This window comes from Silicimonas algicola (assembly GCF_003148765.1).
Lineage (GTDB): Bacteria > Pseudomonadota > Alphaproteobacteria > Rhodobacterales > Rhodobacteraceae > Silicimonas > Silicimonas algicola.
In genome coordinates this window covers 269,566-294,753 of record NZ_QGGV01000001.1, presented here as the reverse complement: position 1 = coordinate 294,753, position 25,188 = coordinate 269,566, and the positions used below count along the sequence as shown (strand labels likewise).

The 25,188-nt window shown below is 65.5% G+C and carries 22 protein-coding genes; 16 read left to right on the top strand and 6 right to left on the bottom strand.

Annotated elements, in window-relative coordinates; genetic code table 11:
• The first annotated feature begins 3 nt into the window (after positions 1 to 3).
• From C8D95_RS01445 to C8D95_RS01430, 4 genes are read left to right on the top strand one after another with little or no spacing between them, the layout of a single operon-like run.
• Positions 4 to 1,005 (top strand): type II secretion system F family protein, encoded by a 1,002-nt coding sequence (locus C8D95_RS01445; protein ID WP_109757363.1) that lies wholly within the window; start codon positions 4 to 6, stop codon positions 1,003 to 1,005.
• An 8-nt stretch (positions 1,006 to 1,013) separates the two neighbouring features.
• Complete coding sequence (locus C8D95_RS01440; protein WP_241239780.1) at positions 1,014 to 1,586, top strand: tetratricopeptide repeat protein; 573 nt, start codon at positions 1,014 to 1,016, stop codon at positions 1,584 to 1,586.
• 44 nt (positions 1,587 to 1,630) lie between these two features.
• Entirely contained in the window at positions 1,631 to 2,488 is an 858-nt protein-coding gene (locus tag C8D95_RS01435; RefSeq protein WP_109757362.1) for a tetratricopeptide repeat protein, read from the top strand.
• Positions 2,489 to 2,498: 10 nt separating this feature from the next.
• A complete protein-coding gene (locus C8D95_RS01430; protein WP_109757361.1) occupies positions 2,499 to 2,987 on the top strand; it encodes an A24 family peptidase in 489 nt (162 codons plus the stop codon).
• On the opposite strand, the gene C8D95_RS01425 is transcribed toward C8D95_RS01430, so the two are convergent.
• Complete coding sequence (locus C8D95_RS01425) at positions 2,977 to 4,590, bottom strand: hypothetical protein (RefSeq protein ID WP_109757360.1); 1,614 nt, start codon at positions 4,588 to 4,590, stop codon at positions 2,977 to 2,979. The two genes, C8D95_RS01430 and C8D95_RS01425, sit on opposite strands and share 11 nt — an antisense overlap.
• A gap of 134 nt (positions 4,591 to 4,724) precedes the next feature.
• On the opposite strand from C8D95_RS01425, the gene C8D95_RS01420 reads away from it, so the two are divergent.
• Entirely contained in the window at positions 4,725 to 6,035 is a 1,311-nt protein-coding gene (locus tag C8D95_RS01420; protein ID WP_109757359.1) for an ATPase, read from the top strand.
• 70 nt (positions 6,036 to 6,105) lie between these two features.
• On the opposite strand, the gene C8D95_RS01415 is transcribed toward C8D95_RS01420, so the two are convergent.
• Entirely contained in the window at positions 6,106 to 7,608 is a 1,503-nt protein-coding gene (locus C8D95_RS01415) for an MDR family MFS transporter (protein ID WP_109757358.1), read from the bottom strand.
• A 116-nt stretch (positions 7,609 to 7,724) separates the two neighbouring features.
• On the opposite strand from C8D95_RS01415, the gene C8D95_RS01410 reads away from it, so the two are divergent.
• The 4 genes from C8D95_RS01410 to C8D95_RS01395 all read left to right on the top strand — a co-directional run bounded on the left by C8D95_RS01410 (position 7,725) and on the right by C8D95_RS01395 (position 12,315).
• Positions 7,725 to 8,327, top strand: coding sequence for a MarR family winged helix-turn-helix transcriptional regulator (locus C8D95_RS01410; RefSeq protein WP_109757357.1), 603 nt, complete (start codon positions 7,725 to 7,727; stop codon positions 8,325 to 8,327).
• 64 nt (positions 8,328 to 8,391) lie between these two features.
• Positions 8,392 to 9,393 carry a glycosyltransferase family 2 protein gene (locus C8D95_RS01405; protein WP_126918476.1) on the top strand — a complete coding sequence of 334 codons (1,002 nt, stop codon included), beginning with the start codon at positions 8,392 to 8,394 and terminating at the stop codon, positions 9,391 to 9,393.
• Positions 9,386 to 11,797, top strand: a complete 2,412-nt coding sequence (locus tag C8D95_RS01400; protein ID WP_109757355.1) for a ligase-associated DNA damage response DEXH box helicase — start codon at positions 9,386 to 9,388, stop codon at positions 11,795 to 11,797. Before C8D95_RS01405 ends, C8D95_RS01400 begins: the two co-directional genes overlap by 8 nt.
• Positions 11,798 to 11,934: 137 nt before the next feature.
• Entirely contained in the window at positions 11,935 to 12,315 is a 381-nt protein-coding gene (locus C8D95_RS01395) for a cupredoxin domain-containing protein (protein WP_109757354.1), read from the top strand.
• Here the strand turns inward: C8D95_RS01395 and argE are convergent.
• Positions 12,312 to 13,481 (bottom strand): acetylornithine deacetylase, encoded by a 1,170-nt coding sequence (gene argE, locus C8D95_RS01390; RefSeq protein WP_109757353.1) that lies wholly within the window; start codon positions 13,479 to 13,481, stop codon positions 12,312 to 12,314. The genes C8D95_RS01395 and argE overlap by 4 nt on opposite strands.
• 99 nt (positions 13,482 to 13,580) lie before the next feature.
• Here argE and C8D95_RS01385 point away from each other — a divergent pair, with 99 nt between their 5' ends.
• Entirely contained in the window at positions 13,581 to 14,090 is a 510-nt protein-coding gene (locus C8D95_RS01385) for a DUF421 domain-containing protein (protein WP_109757352.1), read from the top strand.
• 2 nt (positions 14,091 to 14,092) lie between these two features.
• On the opposite strand, the gene C8D95_RS01380 is transcribed toward C8D95_RS01385, so the two are convergent.
• Positions 14,093 to 15,934, bottom strand: coding sequence for an ABC transporter ATP-binding protein (locus C8D95_RS01380; RefSeq protein WP_109757925.1), 1,842 nt, complete (start codon positions 15,932 to 15,934; stop codon positions 14,093 to 14,095).
• 321 nt (positions 15,935 to 16,255) lie between these two features.
• Here C8D95_RS01380 and C8D95_RS01375 point away from each other — a divergent pair, with 321 nt between their 5' ends.
• Genes C8D95_RS01375 through C8D95_RS01365 form a run of 3 tightly spaced genes read left to right on the top strand, consistent with a single transcriptional unit; the run spans position 16,256 to position 19,998 of the window.
• Positions 16,256 to 17,968 (top strand): peptide ABC transporter substrate-binding protein, encoded by a 1,713-nt coding sequence (locus tag C8D95_RS01375; RefSeq protein WP_109757351.1) that lies wholly within the window; start codon positions 16,256 to 16,258, stop codon positions 17,966 to 17,968.
• A gap of 58 nt (positions 17,969 to 18,026) precedes the next feature.
• Positions 18,027 to 19,049 (top strand): ABC transporter permease, encoded by a 1,023-nt coding sequence (locus tag C8D95_RS01370; RefSeq protein ID WP_109757350.1) that lies wholly within the window; start codon positions 18,027 to 18,029, stop codon positions 19,047 to 19,049.
• Entirely contained in the window at positions 19,042 to 19,998 is a 957-nt protein-coding gene (locus C8D95_RS01365; protein ID WP_109757349.1) for an ABC transporter permease, read from the top strand. The genes C8D95_RS01370 and C8D95_RS01365 overlap by 8 nt, the downstream gene beginning before the upstream one ends.
• Before the next feature lie 7 nt (positions 19,999 to 20,005).
• Here the strand turns inward: C8D95_RS01365 and C8D95_RS01360 are convergent, their stop codons facing one another.
• Positions 20,006 to 21,286 carry a DUF3422 family protein gene (locus C8D95_RS01360; protein ID WP_109757348.1) on the bottom strand — a complete coding sequence of 427 codons (1,281 nt, stop codon included), beginning with the start codon at positions 21,284 to 21,286 and terminating at the stop codon, positions 20,006 to 20,008.
• Positions 21,287 to 21,397: 111 nt separating this feature from the next.
• Here C8D95_RS01360 and C8D95_RS01355 point away from each other — a divergent pair, with 111 nt between their 5' ends.
• Complete coding sequence (locus tag C8D95_RS01355; RefSeq protein WP_109757347.1) at positions 21,398 to 22,195, top strand: enoyl-CoA hydratase; 798 nt, start codon at positions 21,398 to 21,400, stop codon at positions 22,193 to 22,195.
• On the opposite strand, the gene C8D95_RS01350 is transcribed toward C8D95_RS01355, so the two are convergent.
• Positions 22,192 to 22,617 (bottom strand): CoA-binding protein, encoded by a 426-nt coding sequence (locus C8D95_RS01350; protein ID WP_109757346.1) that lies wholly within the window; start codon positions 22,615 to 22,617, stop codon positions 22,192 to 22,194. The genes C8D95_RS01355 and C8D95_RS01350 overlap by 4 nt on opposite strands.
• A 186-nt stretch (positions 22,618 to 22,803) precedes the next feature.
• Here C8D95_RS01350 and C8D95_RS01345 point away from each other — a divergent pair, with 186 nt between their 5' ends.
• Both C8D95_RS01345 and C8D95_RS01340 read left to right on the top strand, forming a co-directional pair.
• Positions 22,804 to 23,805, top strand: a complete 1,002-nt coding sequence (locus tag C8D95_RS01345) for a hypothetical protein (RefSeq protein WP_109757345.1) — start codon at positions 22,804 to 22,806, stop codon at positions 23,803 to 23,805.
• Positions 23,806 to 23,870: 65 nt separating this feature from the next.
• On the top strand, positions 23,871 to 25,160 hold the full coding sequence (locus tag C8D95_RS01340; protein ID WP_109757344.1) for an O-acetylhomoserine aminocarboxypropyltransferase/cysteine synthase family protein: 1,290 nt from the start codon (positions 23,871 to 23,873) through the stop codon (positions 25,158 to 25,160).
• The last annotated feature ends 28 nt before the right edge of the window (positions 25,161 to 25,188 follow it).

Genomic DNA, 25,188 nt, shown 5'->3' with positions numbered 1-25,188 from the left:
CCAATGGAATACGTCACCACCCTTTTCGCCCAGGCGAACACCTTCCTTCACGACCAGTTCGGTGAGCTTGCGCCGCTTCTGGTCATCGGCGTCCTCGGTCTTTTCCTGGTCGTGCTGACGCTGCCCGCCCTTCTCAAGAAGGAAAAGGACCCCTTCGAGCAGATCCGTCGCGCCACCCGCGCCAGCGCCGGCGAGGCCGACGGCAAGGCCCGTCTCCGCCGCGGTCGCGGCAAGGGCGTCGACAAGCTCGAGAAATACTCGAGCTTCCTCGAACCCCAGGACGCCAAGGCCTATTCCGAAACGCGCCTGAAGCTGATGCAGGCCGGCTACCGCGGGAAAGACGCAGTGCGGACCTACCACTTCCTCCAGTTCGCGCTCGGGATCGGATGTCTTGTCCTCGGCAGCCTCTACGCGATCTACAACAGCGTCACCGGCGAGCCTTCGACCCAGTCGCTGATCATGTCCGTCCTCATCCCCGGTATCGTCGGCTATGTCATGCCCAAGTACTGGGTCACCAAGCGCCAGCAGTCGCGCCAGGAAGAAATCACCAACGGCTTCCCCGACTCCCTCGACATGATGCTCGTCTGCGTCGAGGCCGGACAGTCGCTCGATCAGTCGATCATCCGCGTGTCCAAGGAAATCCGCGCGGGCTTTCCCGCCCTCGCCGACGAATTCGAAATGGTCGCCCAGGAGATGAAGGCGGGCAAGGACAAGCAGCTCGTCCTGCGCGACATGTCCGAGAGGACCGGCGTCGCCGACGTCGCCAGCTTCGTCACCGTGCTGATCCAGTCCGCCACCTTCGGTACCTCGATCGCCGAGGCGCTCCGCGTCTATGCGTCCGAGATGCGCGACAAACGGATCATGCGCGCCGAAGAGAAGGCAAACACCTTGCCGACCAAGATGACCCTTGCCACAATGCTCCTGACAGTGCCGCCGCTTCTGATCATCCTGATCGGGCCGTCGGTCTATGGCATTGCAGAGACGCTGTCGAAAGCTGGCTTCTAAAGGGGCGTATGCAACGCAGAAACGCGATTGGGGCGATTGCCGCCCTGACCATGCTGGCCGCCTGCGACACCGCAGGCGGCCTTCGCCAATCCGAGGGCAGCCCTTTCGCGCCCAGTGGCCGGCCGGCGGACGAGGACTCGGTCGATGGTCTCATCGTCGGACACAGGCTGATGGCCTCGGGCGAATACGAGCTGGCGCTGAAGGCCTATTACCGCGCCGCCTCCGAGCAGGGCGTGAACGCCGACGTGCTCTCGGCCATCGGTTCGGCCAACCTCCAGCTCGGGCGCCTCAACCAGGCCGAACAGATCCTGCGCCGCGCGACCGAGCTGGACGAGACCTTCCCGCCCGCATGGAACAACCTGGGCGTCGTCCTGATGGAGCAGGGCTCCTATGGCGAGGCGAGCCGGGTCTTCCGCCTGGCCTTCGCTCTCGACAGTGGCCAGAGTGCCGAAATCCGCGAAAACCTTCGCTTGGCCCTCGCAAAGCTTGAAAATCCCGCATATGCTCCGCCTGATGAGTTTCGCCTGGTGCGCCGGGGGCCGGGATATTACCGGATCCTCGAAACACCCGAGAACCCCTAGACGGGCAAGCCAGGGCGGATGCGAGCAGCAAGGGACGAAGTGCTATGCGGAACGCTGGTCTGATCGGTCTCTGTGTCGTCGGTATCATGGGCCTGACGGCCTGCGGCGAGCGCGGAATCACGGATGAGGAAGTCGAACAGGCGATCAAGGACGTCAACGTCATCGACGAGACGAACCTGACAGACGTCATGCTCACCGTTGCCGACCCTAACGAAGCCGTCGTCTACTTCGAGCGGACGATCGCACAAAACCCCGGCCGGATCGACCTTCACCGCGGACTGGCGCAGTCGCTCGTCCGCGCCAAGAAGCCGACCGCCGCCGCCACGGCGTGGGAAAAGGTGCTGACCATGCCCGGCGCCAACAGCGAGGACCGCGTCGAATACGCCGACGCCCTGATCCGCGCGAACGAGTGGAAGAAGGCCGAGGCCGAACTCGACAAGATCCCGCCCACCCACGAGACCTACAAGCGCTATCGCCTCGAGGCGATGATCGCGGACTCGAACAAGGAGTGGGAGAAGGCGGACAGCTTCTACGAGATCGCCGTCGGCCTCACGACCACGCCCTCGGGCACCCTGAACAACTGGGGCTACTCCAAGCTCAGCCGCGGCGATTACGTGGGCGCCGAACGGCTGTTCGGCGAGGCTCTGACCTATGACGCCGGCATGTTCACAGCGAAGAACAACCTTGTCCTCGCGCGGGCGGCACAGCGCAACTACGACATGCCGGTCGTGCAGATGTCCCAGATCGAGCGGGCGCAGCTTCTCTATACGGCGGCGCTTTCGGCGATCAAGCAGGGCGACCTGAACACCGGCAAAGCGCTTCTGGATGATGCCATCGATACGCATCCGCAGCACTTCGACGCCGCGATCCGCAGCCGCGAAGCGCTCGAGAAGCAGGGCTGACGATCCCGGAATGTCGATAGACTGGACGACGGCCGCCTGGTTCCTGCCTTTCGTCGCGCCCATCACCGTCTGGGTGGCGTGGAGCGACATGGCCTCGATGAAGATTCCGAACAAGGCCGTCCTGGCCCTGCTCGCGGTCTTCGTTGTCGTGGGCCTCGTCGCCCTTCCCTTCGGTGAATACCTCTGGCGCTACGCCCACTTCGGCGTGGTGCTTGCCATCGGCTTCGTCCTCAGCGCCATCGGCGGCGTGGGAGCCGGCGACGCCAAATACGCCGCCGCGATGGCGCCCTTCATCGCGCGCCCCGATTTCATGCCGTTCATGTTCCTCTTGGCAGCGACCGTGATCGCGGCCTTCATCCTGCACCGCCTCGCCCGCGCCTCGGCCATCCGGCAGAGGTTCGAGACCTGGGAAAGCTGGACGCGGCGCGAGTTTCCGATGGGTTTCGCGCTGGCGCCCGCGCTGCTGTTCTACCTGCTGATCGGCTTCTTCACCGGCTGACGCGGTAAAGCGCCATGAGATCGTCGTCGCGGACAAGCTCCAGCCGGTCCTCCACGGCTTTCAGATCCTCGACCATGATGCCCCGCACCCGCTGCACGAAACTGCACTTCGGCACCATCACGAAGTCCGCATGATCGAGCCCGGTCAGCCCGCCGTAGTACCACGGTGCGCCGCCGCCGAGCGGGGCGAGGTCCCCGAACAGCCAGAACGCCGACAGGATGTCCGCGACGAAGACCTGCCCGCCCTCGGGCACGCCCGCCTCCGCCATCGCCTGTCCCAGGGTCTCGAAATAGGCTCGTGAGCCCGCCATCCATTCGCAGGCCGGAAAGGTCGCACCCTTCAGTTCGGCCAGCGGCGGACGATCGACGACCTCGCTGTAGCGCGCCCACTGCGGCATCGAGCGGTCGAGGTCGACGTTCGCGGTCATCATGTAGCCGCGGTCGGTCCGGATGAAGAGGTCACCCTGAGCCGGGTCCGGCAACATGCGCACGAAACGTGCCGGGTCAAAGGCCAGATGCTCGAAATTCACCCGGAAGGCATTGTAAAGAGAAGGGAATTCAAGCGTCACCGCAATGATCGCCAGGACCGTCATGCCCTGCCGCAAACTGCCGCCGGGCACTCTCGCCTCGTCGGTCGCGGGTCTCAGCGCCAAGAGAAGGACGGGCATCAGGTAAAGCCACTGGGGCACGTTTCCGAAGTTCTGGTAGGTGACGTAGATCGAGCCGGCGACCAGCCACAGCAGCCCCAGCGCCAAAAGCCCGTGGCCCGCCCGCCGGACCAGAAAGACCGCGGCGATCCCCGTCAGCGTGGCCCCCATATAGACCGGCCCCGTCAGGACGACCTGGAACGGCACGCCCACGAATGGCCGCACCTCGGAGGCCGCCACCGCCCTAAGGTCACCCAGATACGCCAGCCAGAAGCCGATCCCGTGAGCGGCCGTCACCGCGACCGCCACGGCAAGCCCCGTCAGCGCGGCCCACAGCACCGCGCGCCCCTGCCCCCGAGCGACCAGCGCCAATCCCGCGGCGGGGGCGACGGCGACGAAGTAGGTCACCTTGATGAGCAGGAGCACCGCACAGAGAAGCCCGATCAGCGCCCCGTCCAGCGCCTGACGCTCTCGCCGCGCGGGGAGGAACGCCAGCACCACGGCGACGAAGGACAGCGCCCAGCCCCACCTGTTGTAATGCATCGAGATCGTGGCACCCGACGTCGCCGTCCCATAGCTCAGCGCCACCACGAGCCCCAGCGTGACGAGGCCGAAATAGAACGCCAGACCGCGCGTCAGCCGCAGCGCCGCATAGGTCGCCAGGGGCCAGAGGGAAAGCGCCACGAGAAGCTGGCCGAGGATGATCGACGTCCCGACGCTGTAGCCCGCCTTCAGGAGCCACGCGAAGGGCAGAACCGAGAAGACACCAAGCGGGGTTGGAAAATCCAGGTGCGGCACTTGCCCCTCCCGCATCCGGAAGAGGATGTCGAGAAGGTGATAGGTGTCCCCCTCGTGCGCGTCGAGATAAAGCCCGCCCTTCAAGAAAGGCAGGCCGCCCAGCGCCATCGTGAACGCCAGCAGCACCGCCGCCAGGACAAGGGGATTTGGCCTGCTCATGCCCCATCCTTTTCCATTTTTTGGCCACAATAACGGGTCATGTTCGGCCCGGCAAAGATGTGCCACCGGTTATTGTTCAAAATCGGGCAACGCCGGGGCGCATCGGGAAATCTTTGGTGAGGCCGAGTGCTGCAATGAACATGGAATCGTCGAACGTCATCGCCCCTCCGGCGCCCCGGTCGCTTGCGGGCATGAAGCTGCCCGCGGTGATGATGCGTGACATCCTGCTTAAGACAAGCTTCCGGATGAACCTCGAAACCTGCACCGAACTGGCCCGGGCGATCTGCCTGCCGGTTCCGGTCACGCAGGAGCTGATCGACGTCGCCCGCGAGCAGAAGCTGATGCAGTCGACCGGCACGCTGCACGCCAACTCGGGCGGCGAGATGGGCTATCAGCTGACCGACGCCGGCAAGGCCCGTGCGCTCGACGCCCTGGCCCAGTCCGAATACTACGGCGCCATGCCCGTCCCGCTCGAGGTGTACTCCGAGCAGGTCCGCCGCCAGTCGATCCGCAACATCCAGGTCACGCGCGATCAGCTTCTGTCGGCGATGGGTCACCTGATCCTGCCGAACGAGCTTCTCGACCACCTCGGACCCGCCGTCAGCGCGGGACGTTCGATCCTGATGTACGGGCCTCCGGGCAACGGCAAATCCTCGATCTCGAACGGCATCCGCAACGCGCTCGGCGACAAGATCTACGTTCCCCGCGCCATCGAATATGCGAGCCAGGTCATCACGGTCTATGACCCCATCGTCCACTCCGCCGCCGAGACGCTCGAGGACGATCCGAATTCGCTCCGCCGCACGTCGAACCGCTACGACACCCGCTATGTCCTCTGCGAGCGGCCGACGGTCATCACGGGCGGCGAGCTGTCACTCTCGATGCTCGACCTCGTCTACAACCCGACGGCGCGGACCTACCAGGCGCCGCTGCAACTCAAGTCCACCGGCGGCATCTTCATCGTCGACGACCTTGGCCGACAGGAAGAACCGCCGCAGGCGCTGGTCAACCGCTGGATCGTGCCGCTCGAGGAATCGAAGGACATCCTTGCCCTGCAGTCGGGCGAGAAGTTCACGGTGCCCTTCGACACGCTTGTGATCTTCTCGACCAACTTCCACCCGAACGAGATCTTCGACAAGGCGGCGCTGCGCCGGATCTTCTTCAAGATCAAGATCGACGGGCCGGAGCAGGAGGATTACCTGAAGATCTTTGCGATGGTCGCACGCAAGCGGAAGATGCCGCTGGACGAGGATACGCTCGTCTACCTCATCAAGAACAAGTACCCGACCATCGACAACATCTACGCGAACTACCAGCCGATCTTCCTGATCGACCAGATGATCGCCATCTGCGAGTTCGAGGGCATCCCCTACCAGATGTCGCCGGAGTTGATCGACCGTGCCTGGGCGAACATGTTCGTGAAGGAAGAGAAGATCGTCCACTGACGATCCTGCCACGCCGAAATCAGGAACGGACGGCCGTAGGGTCGTCCGTTCGCGTTTGAAGGTCAGGATCTCAGGCGGGCCGCGTCGCCGACAACGGCTGCTCGTTCAGAAGCATCGAGATGCCGAAGGCCAGCGCCGACATGGCCGCCGCGATCCAGAACACCGGATGCAGCGCCGACGAGATGCCGTCCGTCACCAGCGCCTGCGCCTCGGGCGGCAGCGACCGGACATAGGCGGCGCTCAGCGAGCTGAAGCCCACGCCGTCGAGTTCGCCTTCCAGATGCCGCGCGATGCCCGCGCTGAAGATCGCCCCGAAGGCCGCGGTGCCGATCGAGCCACCGATCAGCCGGAACATGTTGGTCGATGCCGTCCCCACCCCCAGCATGGCGAAGGGCACCGCGTTCTGCACCGCAGCCACGCCGACCGCGAAAACCGGCCCAAGACCGATGCCCACGCCGCCGAGGGACAGCGCGATGGACCACAGGGGCGTCTCGGCCGAAACCTGCGTCAGCGACAGCATCGCCAGCGCCAGGATGGCGGTCGATCCGATCGGCAGGCGCTTGTAGCGTCCCGTCCGTGACATGAGTTGCCCGGCCAGGGTCGAGGTAACGATCAGCCCGCCCATCATCGGCAGCAGGAACAACCCCGACACGGTCGGCGTCACGCCCTTCACGATCTGAAGAAAGAGCGGCAGGAAGGTGATCGTCCCGAACATCGCCGTGCCGACAAGAAAGCCGACGGCGTTAATGACGAGGAAGGTGTTGTTGCGGAAAAGGCTCATCGGCAGGATCGGCTCGGCCGCCCGCCGCTCGACCGCGACGAAGCCGACAAGGGCCAGGACGAAGGCCGACATCAGCCCCGCCATCTCGACGCTCGCCCACGGCAGAACCGTGCCACCCATGTTCGACAGAAGGACGGCCGACGAAAGGACCGCCGCCAGAAGCGCCGCGCCGGCATAGTCGATGGACCGCTGTACCCGAGGCGGCGAGTCGAGCGCCATGCCCAGAAGGACGAAGGCCAGGACGCCGAAGGGGAGGTTGACGAAGAAGATCCAGTGCCAGCTCAGGCTTTCGACCAGGAACCCGCCCAAAAGCGGACCGATCACGGTCGAGACGCCGAAGGCCGCGCCCAGGACACCCTGCGCACGCCCGCGCTCGCGCGGCGGAAGCAGGTCTCCGACGACGGCCATAGACAGCACGATCAGGCTTCCGCCGCCCAGTCCCTGCACCAGACGGCCCAGGATCAGCACGCCCATGCTCTGCGCCAGACCGCAGAGAACGGCGCCCAACATGAACACCCCGATGGCGCCCCACATCACCATCTTGCGCCCGTAGAGGTCGCCCAGCTTGCCCGCGATCGGCGCGCCGACGGTCGAGGCCAGCAGATAGGCCGTGATGACCCAGGTAATGTGGTCGAGCCCGCCCAGTTCCGCGACGATGACCGGAAGGGCCGGAGACACGATGGTCTGACCGAGCGAGGCGAAAAGCAGCGTGATGCCGACCGCGCCAAGTCCGAGGCGGACAGAGGCGGAGGACAAGGGGGAGGGGTCCACGGAATCGGCGGTGGCGGTCATGCCGGAAGGCTCCAGAAGAAAGTGCCGCGCAGGTGCGCGGTTTGTTGCTTGCGGGGGCGGTAGATACATGCGATATGCACATAACTGTCAAAGGCATATAATTCGGGAACCATCACTTGGCAAGCCGGAATGAACGACTGAAGCAGGACCTCGCCGCCGCAGGGGTCGACCCCGAAGCCGTGGATTATGCGTTCCGTGTCGACGCCGTTCTCCAGCGGTGGCGCCGCCGCTTCCAGAAGCGCGAGCTTGGCCAGCGCGCCATCGCCGACATGGGCCTTCCCATCGACCTGTCGCAGCTCGACGCGCTGACCGTCATCTGGTCGCCCGCGAACGAATACGACGATGGCGGCGAGGGCGAGATCATGGTCGGCACCGTGGCGCAGCGCCTCGCCGTCGATCCCTCGCGCGCCAGCCGCATCGTGTCTGAGCTGATCCGGCGCGGTCTCGTGACCCGCGGCGTCAGCCAGCACGACGCCCGCCGCGCCATCCTCCAGCTTACGCCCCTCGGCGAGACGCTTGTCGAGACGGTGCGTGAATACAAGTTCCTCTTCATGGGTGCCTTCCTCGCCGGCTGGACACCCGAGGAACGCGCCGATTTCCTCCCCCTTCTCGACCGCTTCAGCAGCTGGTCCACCGGCCCCGATGACGCCGACGGCCGCATCGCCGCCGAGATCGAGAAGCTGCGCCGGTCGGTGTCCGACCTCACGATCCCCGACTGAGCGGGGTTGGTAAACGCCTCCCCCGGATGCTAGGCAGAAGCCATCGTCCTTGTCCGAGGCCCCCTTGTCCGACCCCGTCCTCCTGACCTTCACCGTGATGAAGAACGAGGGACCCTTCATCGTCGAATGGGTCGCCTGGCAAAGGCTCATGGGCGTCGACCGCATCCTCGTCCTCAGCAACGACTGCGACGACGGCACCGACCTGATCCTCGACCAGCTCGACCGAATGGGCGTCGTCCGCCACCTGCCGAACCCGATGGCGATCGCACCCGCCGAAAGCGCCCTTCGCCTCAAGCCGCACACCACCGGCATCGCCTATGCCCGGCTCCTGCGCGACTGGCGCGATGCCGACTACGTGTTCCTCTCCGACGTCGACGAGTTTCCCGTTCTGACCGGCGGCGACGGCGGCCTGAAGGACCTCCTCGCCCGGCTGGACTGGCCCGACGTGCTGTCGATCTCGGAGACCGTCTTCGGCATCGGCGACCGCATCGCCTACGAGGATCGACCCGTCACCGGCCAGTTCGTCCAGTGCTCCAGCACGCGCCCCGGCAAGTGGCGCAGCCGCCGCGGCTTCAAGTCGATCACGCGCACCGACCCCCGCCTGTCGATCCGCAACCACCGCCCCATCGCCCGCAAGGCGGCGGCGGGCGATCTGTCCTGGCTCGACGGGTCGGGACGCCCCTTTCCCGAGGACCTCCGCCACGTCCACCAGAAAGGCACCGACGCGCGCGGCATGTTCGACCTCGTCACCCTGCACCACTATGCGCTCCGGTCGCTCGAAAGCTTCCTCGTCAAGGTCGCGCGCGGGGACGCCGTGGTGGAAAACCGCGTCGACAAGACCTACTTCCGCCGCAGGAACCAATCCTTCGAACGGAACGATACGATGCTCGCGCACCAGGACAGGCTTGCCGGGGAAATCGACCGACTGAAGGCCGATGCCCGCCTCGCCGAGCTGCACGACCGTGCGGTCGAGGCGCACCGCGCCAAGATCGAGACGCTGAAGCGGACGCCGCTCTACGAGGACCTGTTGCGCATGGTGAAGGCCCCTGCCCGCGCCGATGGCTGACGCCCTTCCCGCGCGGTTCCACGACTGGTTCGCCTCGCGCGGCTGGTCCGCGCACCCCCACCAGATCGACATGGCGGCCAATGCGCAGGATCCGGCGCTGCTCCTCGTCGCGCCCACGGGCGGCGGCAAGACCCTCGCGGGCTTCCTGCCGACGCTCGCCGAACTGGCCCAGGGCGGACACGAGGGCCTCCACACCATCTACGTCTCGCCCCTCAAGGCGCTGGCCGCCGACATCCGCCGCAACCTCTCGACCCCCATCGCCGAGATGGGCCTGCCGATCCGCGTCGAGGACCGCACCGGCGACACCTCGGCCACCCAGCGGAAACGTCAGCGCGCCGACCCGCCACACATCCTGCTGACCACGCCCGAAAGCCTCGCCCTCCTCCTGTCCTACGAGGATGCGCCTCACATCTTCGCGGGCCTCAGCCGCGTCATCGTCGACGAGATTCACGCCCTGGCCGAATCCAAGCGCGGCGATCAGCTCATGCTGAGCCTCGCCGAGTTGCAGGCGCTTCGCCCCGGCCTCCGCCGCGTCGGCCTCTCGGCGACCGTCGAAGACCCCGACGCCATCGCCCGCTACCTCGCGCGGCATCCCGACCCTTGTCGCATCGTCCATGCCGACCCGGGTCCCGACCCCGACATCGCGATGCTCAGGACCGACGAGCTGCCGCCGTGGTCCGGGGGCGGCGGGGGATACGCCATTCCGCGGGTGCTGGAAGAGGTGAAGAAGCACAGGACGACTCTCATCTTCCACAACACCCGCGCCCAGGCCGAGATCTTCTTTCACGAACTCTGGCTCCGCAACGACGAGAGCCTGCCCATCGGCATCCACCACGGCAGCCTCGCCCGCGAGCAGCGGCAGCGCGTCGAGGCCGCGATGGTCGCGGGCCAACTTCGCGCCATCGTCTGCACCGGCACGCTCGACCTCGGCATCGACTGGGGCGACGTCGACCTCATCATCCAGGTCGGCGCGCCGAAGAACGTCAAGCGCCTCGTCCAGCGCATCGGTCGCGCCAACCACCGCTACAACGCTCCGTCAAAGGCGCTGGTGGTGCCGGCCAACCGCTTCGAGGTCGTCGAATGCGTGGCAGCTCTCGACGCCGTGCGCGAACGCGATCTCGACGGCGAGCCGCGCGGGCCGGGACCGCGCGACGTGCTGTGCCAGCACATCCTCATCCACGCCTGCCGTGCGCCGTTCGAGGCCGGCGCGCTCTACGACATCTTCCGAACCGCCGGCGCCTATTCCGGCCTGACCCGCCGGGCCTTCGACGAGTGTCTCGACATGATGGCGACGGGCGGCTACGCGCTGCGCGCCTATGACCGCTGGCAGAGGCTCAAGCAAAGGCCCGACGGGTTCTGGCAACTGCGCGACCCGCGAGCGGCCCAGCACATCCGCCGCAACCTCGGCACCATCCAGGACACCGAGACGCTCAAGGTCCGCCTGCGCAACCGGATGGGAGGCCAGCCTCTCGGCGAGATCGAGGAGGGCTTCGCGTCCACGCTGACCCCCGGCGACACCTTCCTCATCGGCGGGCAGGTCGTGCGCTACGAGGGCCTGCGCGAGATGACGGTTGAAGTCACGCGCCGCGCCGACAAGCCGCCGAAGATCGCCACCTTCGCGGGGACCAAGTTCGCGACCTCTACCGAGCTCAGCCACCGCATCCTGCGCCTCTTCCAGTCCGACGACTGGTCCGCCCTCCCCGCCCACACCGCGGGATGGCTGGCGCTTCAGCGCGAGCGCTCCCAGCTTCCGCAAGAGAACCGGCTGCTGGTCGAAAGCTTCCCCCACGACGGACGCCAGAACACCGTGGTCTATGGCTTCGCGGGCCGGAACGCGATGCAGACCCTCGGCCTTCTCGTGACCAATCGGATGGAGGATCTCGGCCTCGGTCCCCTGGGCTTCGTCGCGACCGATTACGCGGTCCTCGTCTGGGGCCTCGACCGGGCGCCCGACGATGCGGCCGCCCTGTTCGATCCGGGCGACTTGCGCGCGACGTTCGAGACCTGGATGAAGGGCAACGCGGTGATGAAGCGCACCTTTCGCGCCACCGCGACCACCGCCATGATGTTGGAGCGGAACCAGGACCGCGACCGCCGCAGCGGTCGGCAGGCGACCTTCTCGTCCGACATCCTCTACGACACGCTCCAGAAGTACGACCCCGGCCACCTCCTCATCGACATCACGCGCGAAGAGGCGATGCGCGGGCTCGTCGACTACGGCCGGGTGGAAGAGATGCTGGACCGCACGCGCGGCCGCATCGACCATGTGATCCTGGACCGCGTGACGCCGCTCGCGGCGCCGCTCTTCCTCGAACACGGGCGCGTCGCCTTTACCGGCGAGGGACGCGAACGGCTGATGGCGGCGGAAGCCGAACGGCTGATGGAGGCGGCGGGACTCGCGTGACCTTTGCCGTGCGTCGCACCGACGCAATACCGACGTGATACCGACGCGATACCGAAGGTCGTTCAAACCCATTCGTGAAACCCCACCGGTCCGTGCTAGAATACCGTCCAACTGCCACCCCGCCGAAAGGTACGACCATGTCTGCCCGTCCCTTCCTCCTCCTGGCACCCCTCGCGATCCTTGCCGCCTGCGCGACCTCGGGCCCCGCCGTCGACGGACGTCAGCCCGCCAACGTCGATGCCGTGGTCGACATGACACCGGTCCTGCGATTTTCGCCCAACCAATTGAAAATAAAGGCTGGCGACACGGTGGAGTTCCGCAACATCTCGGCGTTCACCCACACCGTGTCCAGCCGCGCCAGCGCCATCCCGGCCGGCGCCGTGCCGTTCAACTCCGGCCAGATCAAGGGCGGCGGCACCTATCGCCACACCTTCACCGTCCCTGGCACCTACAACTATTTCTGTGATCCCCATCACAGCGCGGGAATGACCGGGGTGATCGTCGTCTCAGCCTCCTAGGCGCAGAGGTCGTCGATCACCCGAGACAGGAATGCCTCGCCAGCCTCAAGCTGAGAAATCTCAATGAATTCATCGGCCTGATGCGCCTGCGCGATATCGCCCGGCCCGCAGACGACGGCCGAGAAGCCCGCGTCCTGAAAGTGCCCGGCCTCGGTGCCATAGCTGACGACATGCTCGCCGTTGTCGCCCGTGATCGACCGCACCAGCCGCTCTGCCGCGCCATCCGTCTCGGGCCTCAGGCCCGGTACGCCGAAGAACGGATTGAGGTAAATGCCCGACGCTGGCGCCACCGCCTTCATGCCAGCCTCGACCTCGGCGACCTTGTCGCGGAACCACTCTTTCCAGACCTCTTCGTCGTCATCCGGGACGAAGCGCCAGTCGATCGGGAAGTGACAGTCCCCCGCCGTGATGTTGTGCGCGGTGCCGCCCCTGATCTCGCCCACATGCAGCGTCGTCCACGGCGGCTCGAAGATCGAGGCGATGGCCGAAGGGTTCTTCGCACGGTTCAAGTCGTTCATTTCATTGGCCCAAACGATCAGCTTGGCCGCCTCCATGATCGCGTTCACGCCGCGGTGCATGATCGACGAATGGACCTCGTGCCCCTCGACATGGACGTCGAAACCAGTGCCCCCCTTGTGCCCTGTGACGCACTTCATCATCGACGGCTCGCCGATGATCGCGATTGCGGCGCGGGGCAGCCCGGCCTCGTCCATCGCGCGGATGAGGGGCGGCGCGCCCATGCAGCCGATCTCTTCATCGTAGGACAGCGCGATCTGCAGGGGCCGCACAAGGCCAGCATCCTTCGCCCGGACAAGCGCATGGATCGCCAGCGCATCGAATCCCTTCATGTCACAGGATCCGCGGCCATACAGCCGGCCGTCGCGCTCGATCAGCGTCCACGGATCGGTCGACCAGTCCTGCCCCTCGACGGGTACGACATCCGTGTGCCCCGACAGTACGATGCCGCCAGCGACCTCGGGACCGACCGAGCAGAACAGGGCGTGTTTTGTCGGATCGCCCTCTTTCGGGGCCCGGTGAACCTTCAGTCCATGCGCCGTAAGGTACCCCTCGACCCAGTCGATCAGCGGCAGGTTGGTCCCGTGGCTTACCGTGGGAAAGGCAACGAGGCGCTCAAGGATGGCGCGCGGCGACAGCACGTCAGGCATGGGTCGTGTCCTAGCAGGGTCGGACGACGTTAGGCGAAAGGGCAAGACGGGTTCAAGTCGGCTCGCGGAACTCGCGGCGGTGAGAGCCGTTCACCTGCCATGTTCGTTGACAATTCCTTCATGGACGCCGTCTTGCGCGGCACCGTTCTGTCTGCGGTGGGCCTCACCTGGATCGTGTTCCTCGTCCGGATCGTGGGACTGTCCTCGTTCTCCAAGATGACCAACTTCGACTTCGTGATGACCATCGCCATGGGCTCCCTGCTGGCCACCTCCAGTCAGTCGGAGACGTGGCTGGCCTTCGCACAGTCCCTCGCCGCGATAGCGACCCTGTTCGCGGTTCAGGTGATCCTGGCAAAAGCGCGGCTTCGGTGGCCGCGCGTGCGTCGGACCCTACAGAACCGGCCGGTCCTCCTGATGCGGGACGGCCATTTCCTCGAACACGAGATGCGTGCGCAGCGCGTTTCGCGCGGCGACCTGCTCGAGAAACTGCGCGGCGCCAATGTCAGCGATCTTTCGACCGTGAAGGCCGTGGTCCTCGAAACGACGGGAGACGTGTCGGTCCTGCACGGCGACCCGGTCAGCGAGGCTCTCGTGTCAAATGTGGCGTGACATCAGTCGCGGTCGAAACCGCCCCATCCGCCTTTCAGAACGTGGTGGCCCGGCGTCACCTCCTCGTACGTTGAAGGCTCGGGTACATGACCAACCGGGAAGATGGGCGACGGGATCGGCTTGAAGTTCAGATCCTTCTCGGTCTTGCGCCGCCTCGGATCGGCGACCGGCACGGCCTTCAATAGGGCCTGCGTATACGGGTGCCGTGGGTCCTCGAAGATCGCCGAGCGGGGTCCCAGTTCGACGATCCGCCCCAGGTACATGACGCCGACGGAATGACTGACACGCTCGACCACGGCCATGTCGTGGCTGATGAACAGCATCGAGATCCCGAGGTCGGCCTGAAGCTCCATCAGAAGGTTCAGGACTTGCGCCTGCACCGAGACGTCGAGCGCCGAGACCGCCTCGTCCGCGATGATGAGCTTGGGATTGAGGGCGAGCGCGCGCGCAATGGCGACGCGCTGGCGTTGTCCGCCAGACAATTCATGCGGATAGCGGCGCAGGAAACTACGGGGAAGCTCCACCCGGTCGAAAAGCTTCGCCACCTTCTCGGCGCGTTCGCCGGCCGTTCCGATCCCGAAGTTATGCAGCGGTTCGGCCACCTGGTCGGCCAGTCGCATCTGAGGATTGAGCGAGGCGAAGGGATCCTGGAAGATCATCTGCATATCCCGGCGCGCCAGTCGCAGCTCCTCTGGCCCGAAATCCATGACGTTCTCGCCGTCGAGCAGGACGTCGCCCGCCTGAGGCTCGACCAGCCGCAGGATCGAGCGTCCGCAGGTCGACTTGCCGCAGCCCGACTCTCCGACAAGGGACAGCGTCTCACCGGATTTCACCTGGAACGAGACGTCCTCGACCGCATGTACGTTGGCCACGGTGCGGCGGAAGAAGCCGCCCTTCACGGGGAAGCGCGTCGTCAGGTGCCGGACATCCAGAAGAACCTTGTCCTCCTGCACGACGATCGGCCGGATGGCGTCGTTGTCCGATCCCATCAACCGCATCGGCTCGGGCGCGGACTTGCCGGTCATCTCTCCCAGCTTCGGCACGGCGGCGAGAAGCGACTTCGTGTAGTCGTGCTGCGGGTTCTCGAAGATCTCCTCGACCGTCCCCTCCTCGACCTTCCTGCCGCGATACATGACCACGACCCGGTCGGCCATCTGGGCCACGACTGCCATGTCGTGGGTGATGAAGAGAACCGCCGTCCCCGTCTCGCGCTTCAGACGGTCGATAAGCGCGAGGATCTCGGCCTGGATCGTCACGTCGAGCGCGGTCGTCGGTTCGTCGGCAATCAGAAGCCTGGGCTCGCATGCCAGCGTCATGGCGATCACGACCCGCTGACGCATCCCACCGGACAGTTCGTGCGGGTACTGCGTCAGGCGACGCTCCGGCTCGGGGATCCGCACCTGGCGCAGAAGATCGAGCGCACGCTCGGTCGCGGCCTCCTTCGACATTCCGAGATGGACGCGAAGCCCTTCGGTCAACTGGCGACCGACGGTGAAGACGGGATTGAGCGAGGTCATCGGCTCCTGAAAGATCATGCCGATCTCGTTGCCGCGGATCGTCCGCATCAGCCCGTCGCCCGCGCCGGCCACGTCGATCACGCCGCCGTGGCTCTCGCCCCTGTCGAACAGAAGCTGGCCCCTGGTGATCTGGCCACCGCCGAATTCCACCAGACGCATGAGCGAAAGGGACGACACCGACTTGCCGGACCCCGATTCGCCGACGACGCAGACCGTCTCTCCGGGCGCGATCTCGAAGCTTACGTCCTCGACCCCCGGAACGGGACCGTCCTTGGTCTGGAACTCGACGCGCAGGTTGCGCAACGAGACGAGCGGCCGGTCCAGCATGTCTTGGTCCCCGATCAAGGCGTTGCCGATCACGCTAAGCGTCTGGCGGAACACCTGTCAAACGCGGTTCCCTGCGCTTTGCGCGTTTCGCGGGCATCTGACCGATCCGTGGCGTCTTTTTGAACAGTAACCTCGCGGCACCGCTTGCAATATGTTGACCTTTTAGTCGAAGCTTTCGCTGTCCGTGTCCCCGGGTGGGACGATCAACGACGAAAAGCCGAAGGTAGTGCGCAAACCGCAACCTGCCCAATCCAGATCGCACCATATCCGCGCCTCACGGGCGGATACCCGGACACGTTCGATTCCAACAAGGAGTGAGACATGAGACTCAAGACAGCCCTACTCGGGGCGGCCGCGCTCGCTGCGCTGGCCCCGACCGCATTCGCCGCGGGGCACGAGGGCCCGCGCGGCCGCGATGGCGAAGTGAAGATCATCTACTGGCAAGCGCCCTCGATCATGAACCCGTTCCTGTCGGGCGGCACCAAGGACATCGAGGCCGCCTCGATGGTTGTCGAACCGCTGGCCCGCTATGACCCCGAGGGCACCATGCTGCCCTGGCTGGTGGAAGAGATTCCCACGGTCGAGAACGGCGGCGTGACCGAAGACCTGACGCAGATCACCTGGAAGATCACGCCCGGCCTCACCTGGTCGGACGGCACGCCCTTCACCTCGGCCGACGTCAAGTTCACCTACGACTACTGCACACATCCCGAAGGCGGCTGCGCGCAGGCGACCAAGTTCGAAGGTGTCGCCAGCGTCGAGACGCCCGATGAGCAGACCGTCGTCGTCAACTTCGACGGGCCGACCCCCTTCCCCTATGGCCCCTTCGTGGGCAACGAGAGCCCGATCATCCAGGCCGCCCAGTTCGCCGACTGCATGGGTGCGAAAGCCCCCGAGTGTACGGAGGCCAACTTCAAGCCGATCGGCACGGGGCCCTTCGTCGTCACAGAGTTCAAGCCGAACGACGTGATCTCGATGGTCGCCAACGAGAACTACCGAGTGGACGGCAAGCCGGCCTTCGCGACGGTGACGTTCAAGGGCGGCGGCGACGCGGCCGCGGCGGGTCGCGCGGTCATGGAAACGGGTGAGTACGACTATGCCTGGAACCTCCAGCTTGCGCCCGACGTCATCGCGACGATGGAGCAGGGGGGCAAGGGCAAGCCGGTCGTGGGCTTCGGCACGCTGGTCGAACGCATCATGCTGAACCACACCAACCCCGACCCGTCGCTCGGCGCTGAAGAGCGTGCCGTGGTCCGGCCGCACCCCTTCCTTCAGGACCCTGCCGTCTACAAGGCGCTGTCCATGGCGATCGACCGCGCGCTTCTGGTCGAAGTGGGCTATGGTCAGGCCGGTCGCGTGACCTGCAACTGGGTTCCCGCGCCGCAGCTCTATGCCTCGACGTCGATGACCTGCGACACGCAGGACATCGAAGGCGCGAAGAAGCTTCTCGACGACGCCGGCATCGTCGACACCGACGGCGACGGCATCCGCGAGAAGGACGGCGTTCCGCTCGCGATCCTGTTCCAGTCGTCGACCAACGCCGTCCGTCAGGACTTCCAGGCGCTGATCAAGGACTGGTGGGAGCAGATCGGCCTGTCGGTCGAGCTTCGCAACGTCGACTCGTCGGTGTTCTTCGGCGGCGATCCGGGCAGCCCGGACACGTTCCAGAAGTTCTATGCCGACGTGCAGATGTACGCCAACAACTTCGCCGGAACCGACCCCCAAGCCTACCTGGGCAACGGTCTCTGCGACAAGGCGCCGACCCCGGCGTCACAGTGGCAAGGCGAGAACATCTCGCGCTTCTGCATGGAAGAGTACGATGCGCTCCACAAGGAGCTTGCCGCCACGGGCGACCTCGAGGAGCGTGGTCGCATCGCGAAGGAACTGAACGACATGGCCGTCGCCAACGGGATGATGATCCCGCTTGTCGACCGCGGTCGCCTGTCCGCACATTCCGTCACACTCGGCGGTGTTGACCTCAACACCTGGGACTCCGAGCTCTGGAACGTCGCCGACTGGTATCGGATCAAGTGATCCGACCACTTGTCGCCCCGGCCCTGCGCCGGGGCGACGCCTTGGGACGCGGGGCGACATGCTGACCTATACCTTCCGACGGCTGGCGATGAGCGTGCCGACGCTCCTCTTCATAAGCCTCGCCATCTTCCTTCTCCTGAAGCTGGCCCCCGGCGATCCGGTCGCCAACCAACCGCTGACCATCCCTCCCGAGGTGCGCCAGAAGATGCGCGAGGCGCTCGGCTACGATCAGCCGCTCGTGGTGCAGTACTGGAAGTGGCTGGTGCAGTTCTTCTGGGTCGAACCTCTGGTCCTGACCGACCACATCTTCGGAACGAATTTTTCGGACGGCAAGCTGCGCATCCTCTCCTGGCAGCACCGCGCCCCTGTCATGGACATCGTCGTCCAGCGCCTTCCGCAGACCCTCTGGGTCGTCGGCACGGCCTACGTCGTCGCCATCCTCATCGCCCTGCCGATCGGCATATATTCGGCCTATCGCCAATATTCCGTCTTCGACAACGCCGGCACCTTCGTGTCGATGGTCGGCTTCTCGATGCCGCCGTTCTTCTCGGGCGTGCTCCTGATCGTCATCTTCTCGGTCAACATGCCGAGGGACAGCTTCTGGTGGTTTCCCTCGATCTACGACACGACGCTGAGGGTCACGAGCTGGGACACCTTCCAGGCCCAGATCCGGCAGATGGTGCTGCCCGTCATGGTGCTGGCGCTCCAGATCACCTCTCAGCTTTCGCGCTTCATGCGCGCCTCGATGCTGGACAACCTGAACCAGGATTATGTCCGCACGGCGCGCGCCAAGGGTCTGTCCGAGTGGGTGGTCGTGATGATCCACGTCCTGCGCAACTCGATGATACCCGTCGTGACGGTGATCGCACTCGGCATCCCGACGATCTTCGGCGGCGCGATCATCACTGAGCGGGTGTTCAAGGTGAACGGCATCGGCGACCAGCTGATCGGCGCACTTTTCGCCAGTGACATACCGACGGTGATGACGCTGACCTTCATCTTCGCGATCCTGATCGTGGTCTTCAACCTGATCGCCGACATCCTCTACGGCATCCTCGACCCGAGGATCCGCTATGACTGAAGTCCTGGCCGAGGCCATCATCACAGAGCCGCACCCGGCCACCAACAAGTGGGCAGACGTCTGGCGGCAGTTCAGCCATCACAAGGGTGCGCTGATCGGGCTTCTGTTCTTCGCGTTCATCACGCTCTTCGTCCTTATCGGCCCCTACATCTGGACGCTCGATCCCAACAAGCTCGACATCCGCGCGAAGGACATGCGGCCGATCTATACCGTCCTCTGGAACGGTGAGGCCAGGGTGGGTTGGAACCACCCCCTCGGAACCGACAACCTGGGCAAGGATCTGCTGGCGCAGCTCATGCAGGGCGGTCGCACGTCGATGGCGGTCGGCTGGACGGGCATGGTTCTGGCGCTGTTCATCGGTGCGCTGATCGGTGTCGTCGCGGGCTTCTTCCGCCGGCTCGACGGGCCCCTGATGCGGTTCACCGACCTTGTCCTGTCACTACCGATTCTGCCGCTCCTTCTTGTCGCCGTGACGCTGTTCCGGGAAAGCCTCAGCCAGATGCTGGGGATCGAGACGGGAATGTTCATCCTGATCGTCACGATCATCGGCCTGACAAGCTGGATGCAAACCGCGCGGATCGTCCGTGGAGACGTGCTGGCCCTCAAGGAGCGAGAGTTCATCCTTGCCGCCCGATCCATCGGCACGCCGAACAACAAGATCATCACGCGGCATATCCTGCCGAACGTACTGTCGCCGATCATGGTGTCGGCGACATTGGGCCTTGCGACCGCGATCATCACCGAAAGTGCCCTGTCCTTTCTCGGCGTCGGATTCCCGCCGGACTTCCCGACCTGGGGCAAACAGCTTGCCGACGCGGTTCCGCGCATGACCGAATATCCCGAACGCGTCGTCCTTCCGGGTCTGGCGATCTCGCTTACGGTCCTCAGCGTGAACTACATCGGCGATGGCCTTCGCGATGCTCTCGACCCACGCATCCGGGGTCGTTGACCGTTCGTCAGCGCATCCCCTTGCGAATACGTCGGATCATCGCCCAGACCAGAAGCACGACAAGAGGCGTGAGAATGGCGGTCGCGACAGCCTTGGACATCCCGGCGGGTTCCAGAAGCGGATAGGCGACGTAGCCCGCGAGGTTCACGGCATAGTAGCTGATCGCCACCACCGACAGACCCTCGACCGTGTGCTGAAGCCGAAGCTGAAGGTCCGCCCGCCGGTCCATGGAGGCGAGCAAAGCCTGATTCTGCGCCGACCTCTCGACATCGACCCGCGTCCGCAAGAGGTTCGCGGCGCGTGTCGCCCTGTCGGCCATCGACGCAAGCCGCGCCTCGGTCGCCTTGACCGTTCGCATCGCGGGATCGAAACGGCGCATCATGAACTCTGCAAAGGTCTGTCGGCCGCCGAACCGCGTTTCCCGCAGGATACCGATGCGCTGATGGACCAGAGCCTCGTAGGCCGTCGTCGCACCGAAGCGGAACGACGTACGCGTCAGAAGAGTTTCGAGCTCTGCCGAGACTTTCAGAAGATCCCTCAGCGTCGCCTCCGGAAGCGCCGTATCGCCCGACATCTCGGCCATCAAACGCGTCAGCTCCCCGTCGATCGCGCCCAGCCTCGGCGAGATATGACGGCTGCGCGCAAGGCCCAGCATCGACATGGTCTTGTAGGTCTCGATCTCGCACATGCGCTGCACAACGCGCCCGGTCCGCCGCTCTCCCATCTCGGGGCGGACGAAAAGAGCAAAACGCATGTGGCCCGCAGGATCGATGCGGAAATCGCCCGCCATCACTGCCTCGCCGTCCAGAACCTCGCTCGCCGCAAGGCTTTCCGGGACGAACCAAGCGTCCAGCTTGTCGGGTATGGCGACGCGGTCCTTGGCGACCTCGATACGGATCAGGGCGGACGTAATCCGCTCGCCGGGAGCGCGGTCCAGCCAGTCCTGTGGAAAGACCGAAAAGGTCGCCGCATCGAAAGGTCGATCCGCGACGCCAGGGCCGAAGATGGTGTAGGTGACGAACTCCGTGTGGTTCTCCCACTTGAGCTGATGCCGCCCTATCTCGCCGAACCAGTGAGTTGCGCCCGGCTGCGGGTGCGGCGCACCGAAGCGGTCGAGAAGCTCGATCAGGTGCGCCCGGTCAAGATCGCGGTCCCGCGCGGCCGCATCGACCGGACGCTTGACCGCCAGAAAAGCCGCGCGGCACGGGGCCTTGAGGGCCGGGAAGGGTCGCGCGTGCAACTCGTTCGCAAGGGGATAGCGCAGGTCGTGGTCGCGGATCGTGGACATGGGATGCCTCTCGGTTCACGCGAAGCCTAGCCCGAGACGCGGCACAACCGAACGCGGAATTTTGACGCAGAATCTGGAACTTATCCGTGTGCCGTGGTATACGGCCCGACGATGACCGACACCATCCTGATCGAACGCCGCCATGACCGCATCGCCGAGCTGCGGTTGAACCGCCCGGAGGCCCGGAACGCCCTGTCGAGGGAGCTGATCGGCGCCCTCGACGAGGCCGTGACCCGCCTGGGGAAGGACCCCGGCATCCACGTCATCGTCATCTTCGCCGATGGGACGGCCTTCTGCGCCGGACACGATCTGCGCGAGATACGTGCCGCGCGCGCCGGGCCCGACGAGGGTCGGCTGTTCTTCGAAGAACTGATGGCCGCCTGCTCGGACCTCATGCGGCGCATCGTTCTCTGCCCCAAACCCGTGATCGCCGGGGTTGCCGGCATCGCCACCGCCGCCGGATGTCAGCTTGTCGCCAGTTGCGATCTGGCCGTGGCCTCGACCGAAGCGGGTTTCGCCACGCCGGGCGTCGATATCGGGCTCTTCTGCTCGACGCCGATGGTTGCCCTGACCCGCAACGTGGGCCGCAAAGCGGCGATGGAGATGCTTCTGACGGGCGACCCCGTGTCTGCGGCACGCGCCTTGGAGCTTGGCCTCGTCAACCGCGTCGTCGACGCGGATCGGCTGGAAGACGAGACCCTGGCACTCGCCGCCCGTATCGCGGCCAAATCGCCCAGAACGCTCAGGATCGGCAAGCGCGCTTTCTACGAGCAGGCCGAAATGCCCCTGGCCGAGGCCTATGCCCACACTGCACGAGTGATGGTCGCGAACCTGCTGGAACAGGACGCGAAGGAAGGCATCGGCGCCTTTCTCGACAAGCGCCCGCCCTCATGGGAGCCGCTGTCCTAGCGTCCCAGCCGTCGCAACTCGATCGCAGGGCAACGGTCCATCACGACCTTCAGACCCGCGTCCTCGGCCAGCCGCGCCGCGTCGGGATCGACGAGGTCGAGTTGCGTCCAGAGCACCCTCGCCCCGATTGCGACCGCCTGATCCGCGACGCCCTTCAAAGCTGATCTTTCGCGAAACACGTCCACCATGTCGACCGGCCCGTCAATGTCGGCGAGGGTGGCGACGACCTTGCGGTCGAGGATCTCCTTGCCCGCCTGTCCGGGATTGACCGGGATGACGTTGTAACCCGCCGCGATCAGCCGGCGCATGACTCCATAGCTCGGCCGTCCCGGCTTGGGAGACGCGCCCACGACGGCGATCGTCTTCACTTCGTCCAGGATGTCGCGGATGTAATAGGGCGGGTAAGGGGCTGCATGATCCATGCCTCTTGTGCATCAGAGCCCGCTCCTGACATCAAGAGCAGTTTAGACGAATGATCGGCAGATTCCCCCGGAGCGATCACCCTTTGTCCAGACCCTTCGCGCCGTCGGCACACCCGGCCCCCCGCGCGGCGCAGGTTGTGTGACCCGCCGAACAGCGCCATGATGCGGCGGGAGCGGGGAAGGAACATGCCGGACAACGGGCAGTCGGGGACATTCGACATCGTCATCGTGGCGCAGGCGGGCCGCCTGACCTACGAAGCCGTCCTTCTGGCCGCCTCGCTGCGTCACGCCGCGCCGGGGTTCGCGGGTCGCCTGATCGTGGCCGAACCGCGGCCCGGCCCCCTCTGGCCCGAAGACCCCCGGATGACGGACGAAACGGCCCTTGCCGCCCTGCGACGGCTGGACGCCGAGATCGTGCCATTCGAGAACCAGCATTTCGGCGCAAGCTATCCGCAAGGCAACAAGGTCGAGGCGCTGGCCGCCCTCCCCGAAGGCCGTCCCTTCGTGTTCCTCGACACAGACACGCTGATCCTGGGCGACATCGCTTCCGTCCTCTTCGACTTCAACCGGCCATCCGCCTCGATGGCGCGCGAGAACACCTGGCCCGAACCCCCGCTCTACGGGCCCGGATATGGCGGCATCTGGCGTGCGCTCTACGACCGGTTCGACATTCCCTTCGAGCCGACGCTCGACCTGGCCGAACCCGACGAGCACTGGCGGCGGTATCTCTATTTCAACGCTGGCTGGTTCTTTCATCGCGATCCCCGCGTCTTCAGCGGAGAGATGATCCGCGTGATGACCGCCATCCGCGACGACCCTCTCCCCGAACTCGCAAGCCAGGCGATCTATCCCTGGCTCGATCAGATCGCGCTGCCGCTCGTCATCGCCAAGCTCGGCGGTGGACGACCCGGGCCGGAGCTTGCCGGTCTCGACGGCGACGTAACCTGTCACTGGCGCGCCCTGCCCCTCCTCTACGCCAAGGCCCCCGACAGCGTGCTGTCCCTCCTGTCCGAGGTGACGCGGCCGAATTGGGTCAAGAAGGCTCTGAAGGGACATCCGCCCTTCCGCCGCATGATCTTCCAGAACCGGGGCGACAAGGTGCGGGCGCTTTTCGACCAGACGCGCCTGCCGCCGAGCGAGAAGCCAATCCGAAACCGCATCAAGCGCGAAGGCCTGTGGATGCGCTGACCGTCGACGCGCGCGCGGAGGCAGGTTAGAGAAGGCGAAGAATAATCCATCAGGGAGGGACACCCATGTCCGACAGACAGCAGGGTTTCGACACGCTTCAGGTCCATGCCGGCAACACTCCGGACGCGGCGACGGGCGCGCGGCAGGTGCCAATCTACCAGACCACGGCCTTCGTTTTCAAGGACGCGGCCCACGCCGCGCGGCTCTTCAACCTCGAAGAGGTCGGCTACATCTACTCGCGCCTGACCAACCCAACCGTTTCGGCGCTGGCCGAGAGGATCGTGGCACTCGAAGGCGGCGTCGGCGGCATCTGCTGCTCGTCGGGTCACGCGGCGCAGATCATGGCGCTCTTCCCGCTGATGATGCCCGGCTGCAACGTGGTCGCCTCGACGCGGCTCTACGGTGGCACCTATACGCAGCTCACCCAGACCATCCGCCGCTTCGGCTGGTCGGCCAAGCTCATCGACTTCGACGATCTGGACGCCGTGAAAGCCGCCATCGACGAGAACACCCGCGCGATCTTCTGCGAGTCGATCGCGAACCCGGGCGGCTATGTCACCGACCTCGACGCCATCGGAAAGCTCGCCGACGAGGTCGGCCTGCCGCTGATCGTCGACAACACCTCGGCCTCGCCCTATCTCTGCCGGCCGATCGAGTTCGGCGCGACGCTGGTGGTGCATTCGACCACGAAGTACCTCACCGGCAACGGCACCGTCACGGGCGGCGCCATCGTCGATTCCGGCAAGTTCGACTGGTCGGCCTCGGGCAAGTTCCCTTCGCTGTCCGAACCCGAAACCGCCTACCACGGGCTGAACTTCCACGGCGCGCTCGGTCCGATGGCCTTCACGTTCCATTCCATCGCCGTGGGCCTGCGCGATCTCGGCATGACGATGAACCCGCAAGGCGCGCACTACACGCTGATGGGGATCGAGACGCTGTCGCTCAGGATGCAGAAGCACGTCGCCAACGCCGAGAAGGTCGCGGCCTGGCTCGAGGCCGACGACCGCATCGAAAGCGTCACCTACGCCGGGCTGCCGTCCTCCCCCTATCACGACCGGGCGAAGCGCATCTGCCCGAAGGGCGCCGGCGCGCTCTTCACCTTCGCGATCAAGGGCGGCTACGACGCCGCGGTGAAGCTCGTCGATGCGCTGGAGCTGTTCAGCCACGTCGCCAACCTCGGCGACGCGCGGTCTCTGGTGATCCACTCGGCCTCGACCACGCACCGCCAGCTTTCGGATGAACAGCGGGTGGCCTCGGGTGCGCTGCCGAACGTGGTCCGGCTGTCGATCGGGATCGAGGATGTCGAGGACATCATCGCCGATCTCGACCAAGCCCTGGCGAAGGCAGTGGATTAAGAGACCTGGCGGACGGCATTTCGCCGGT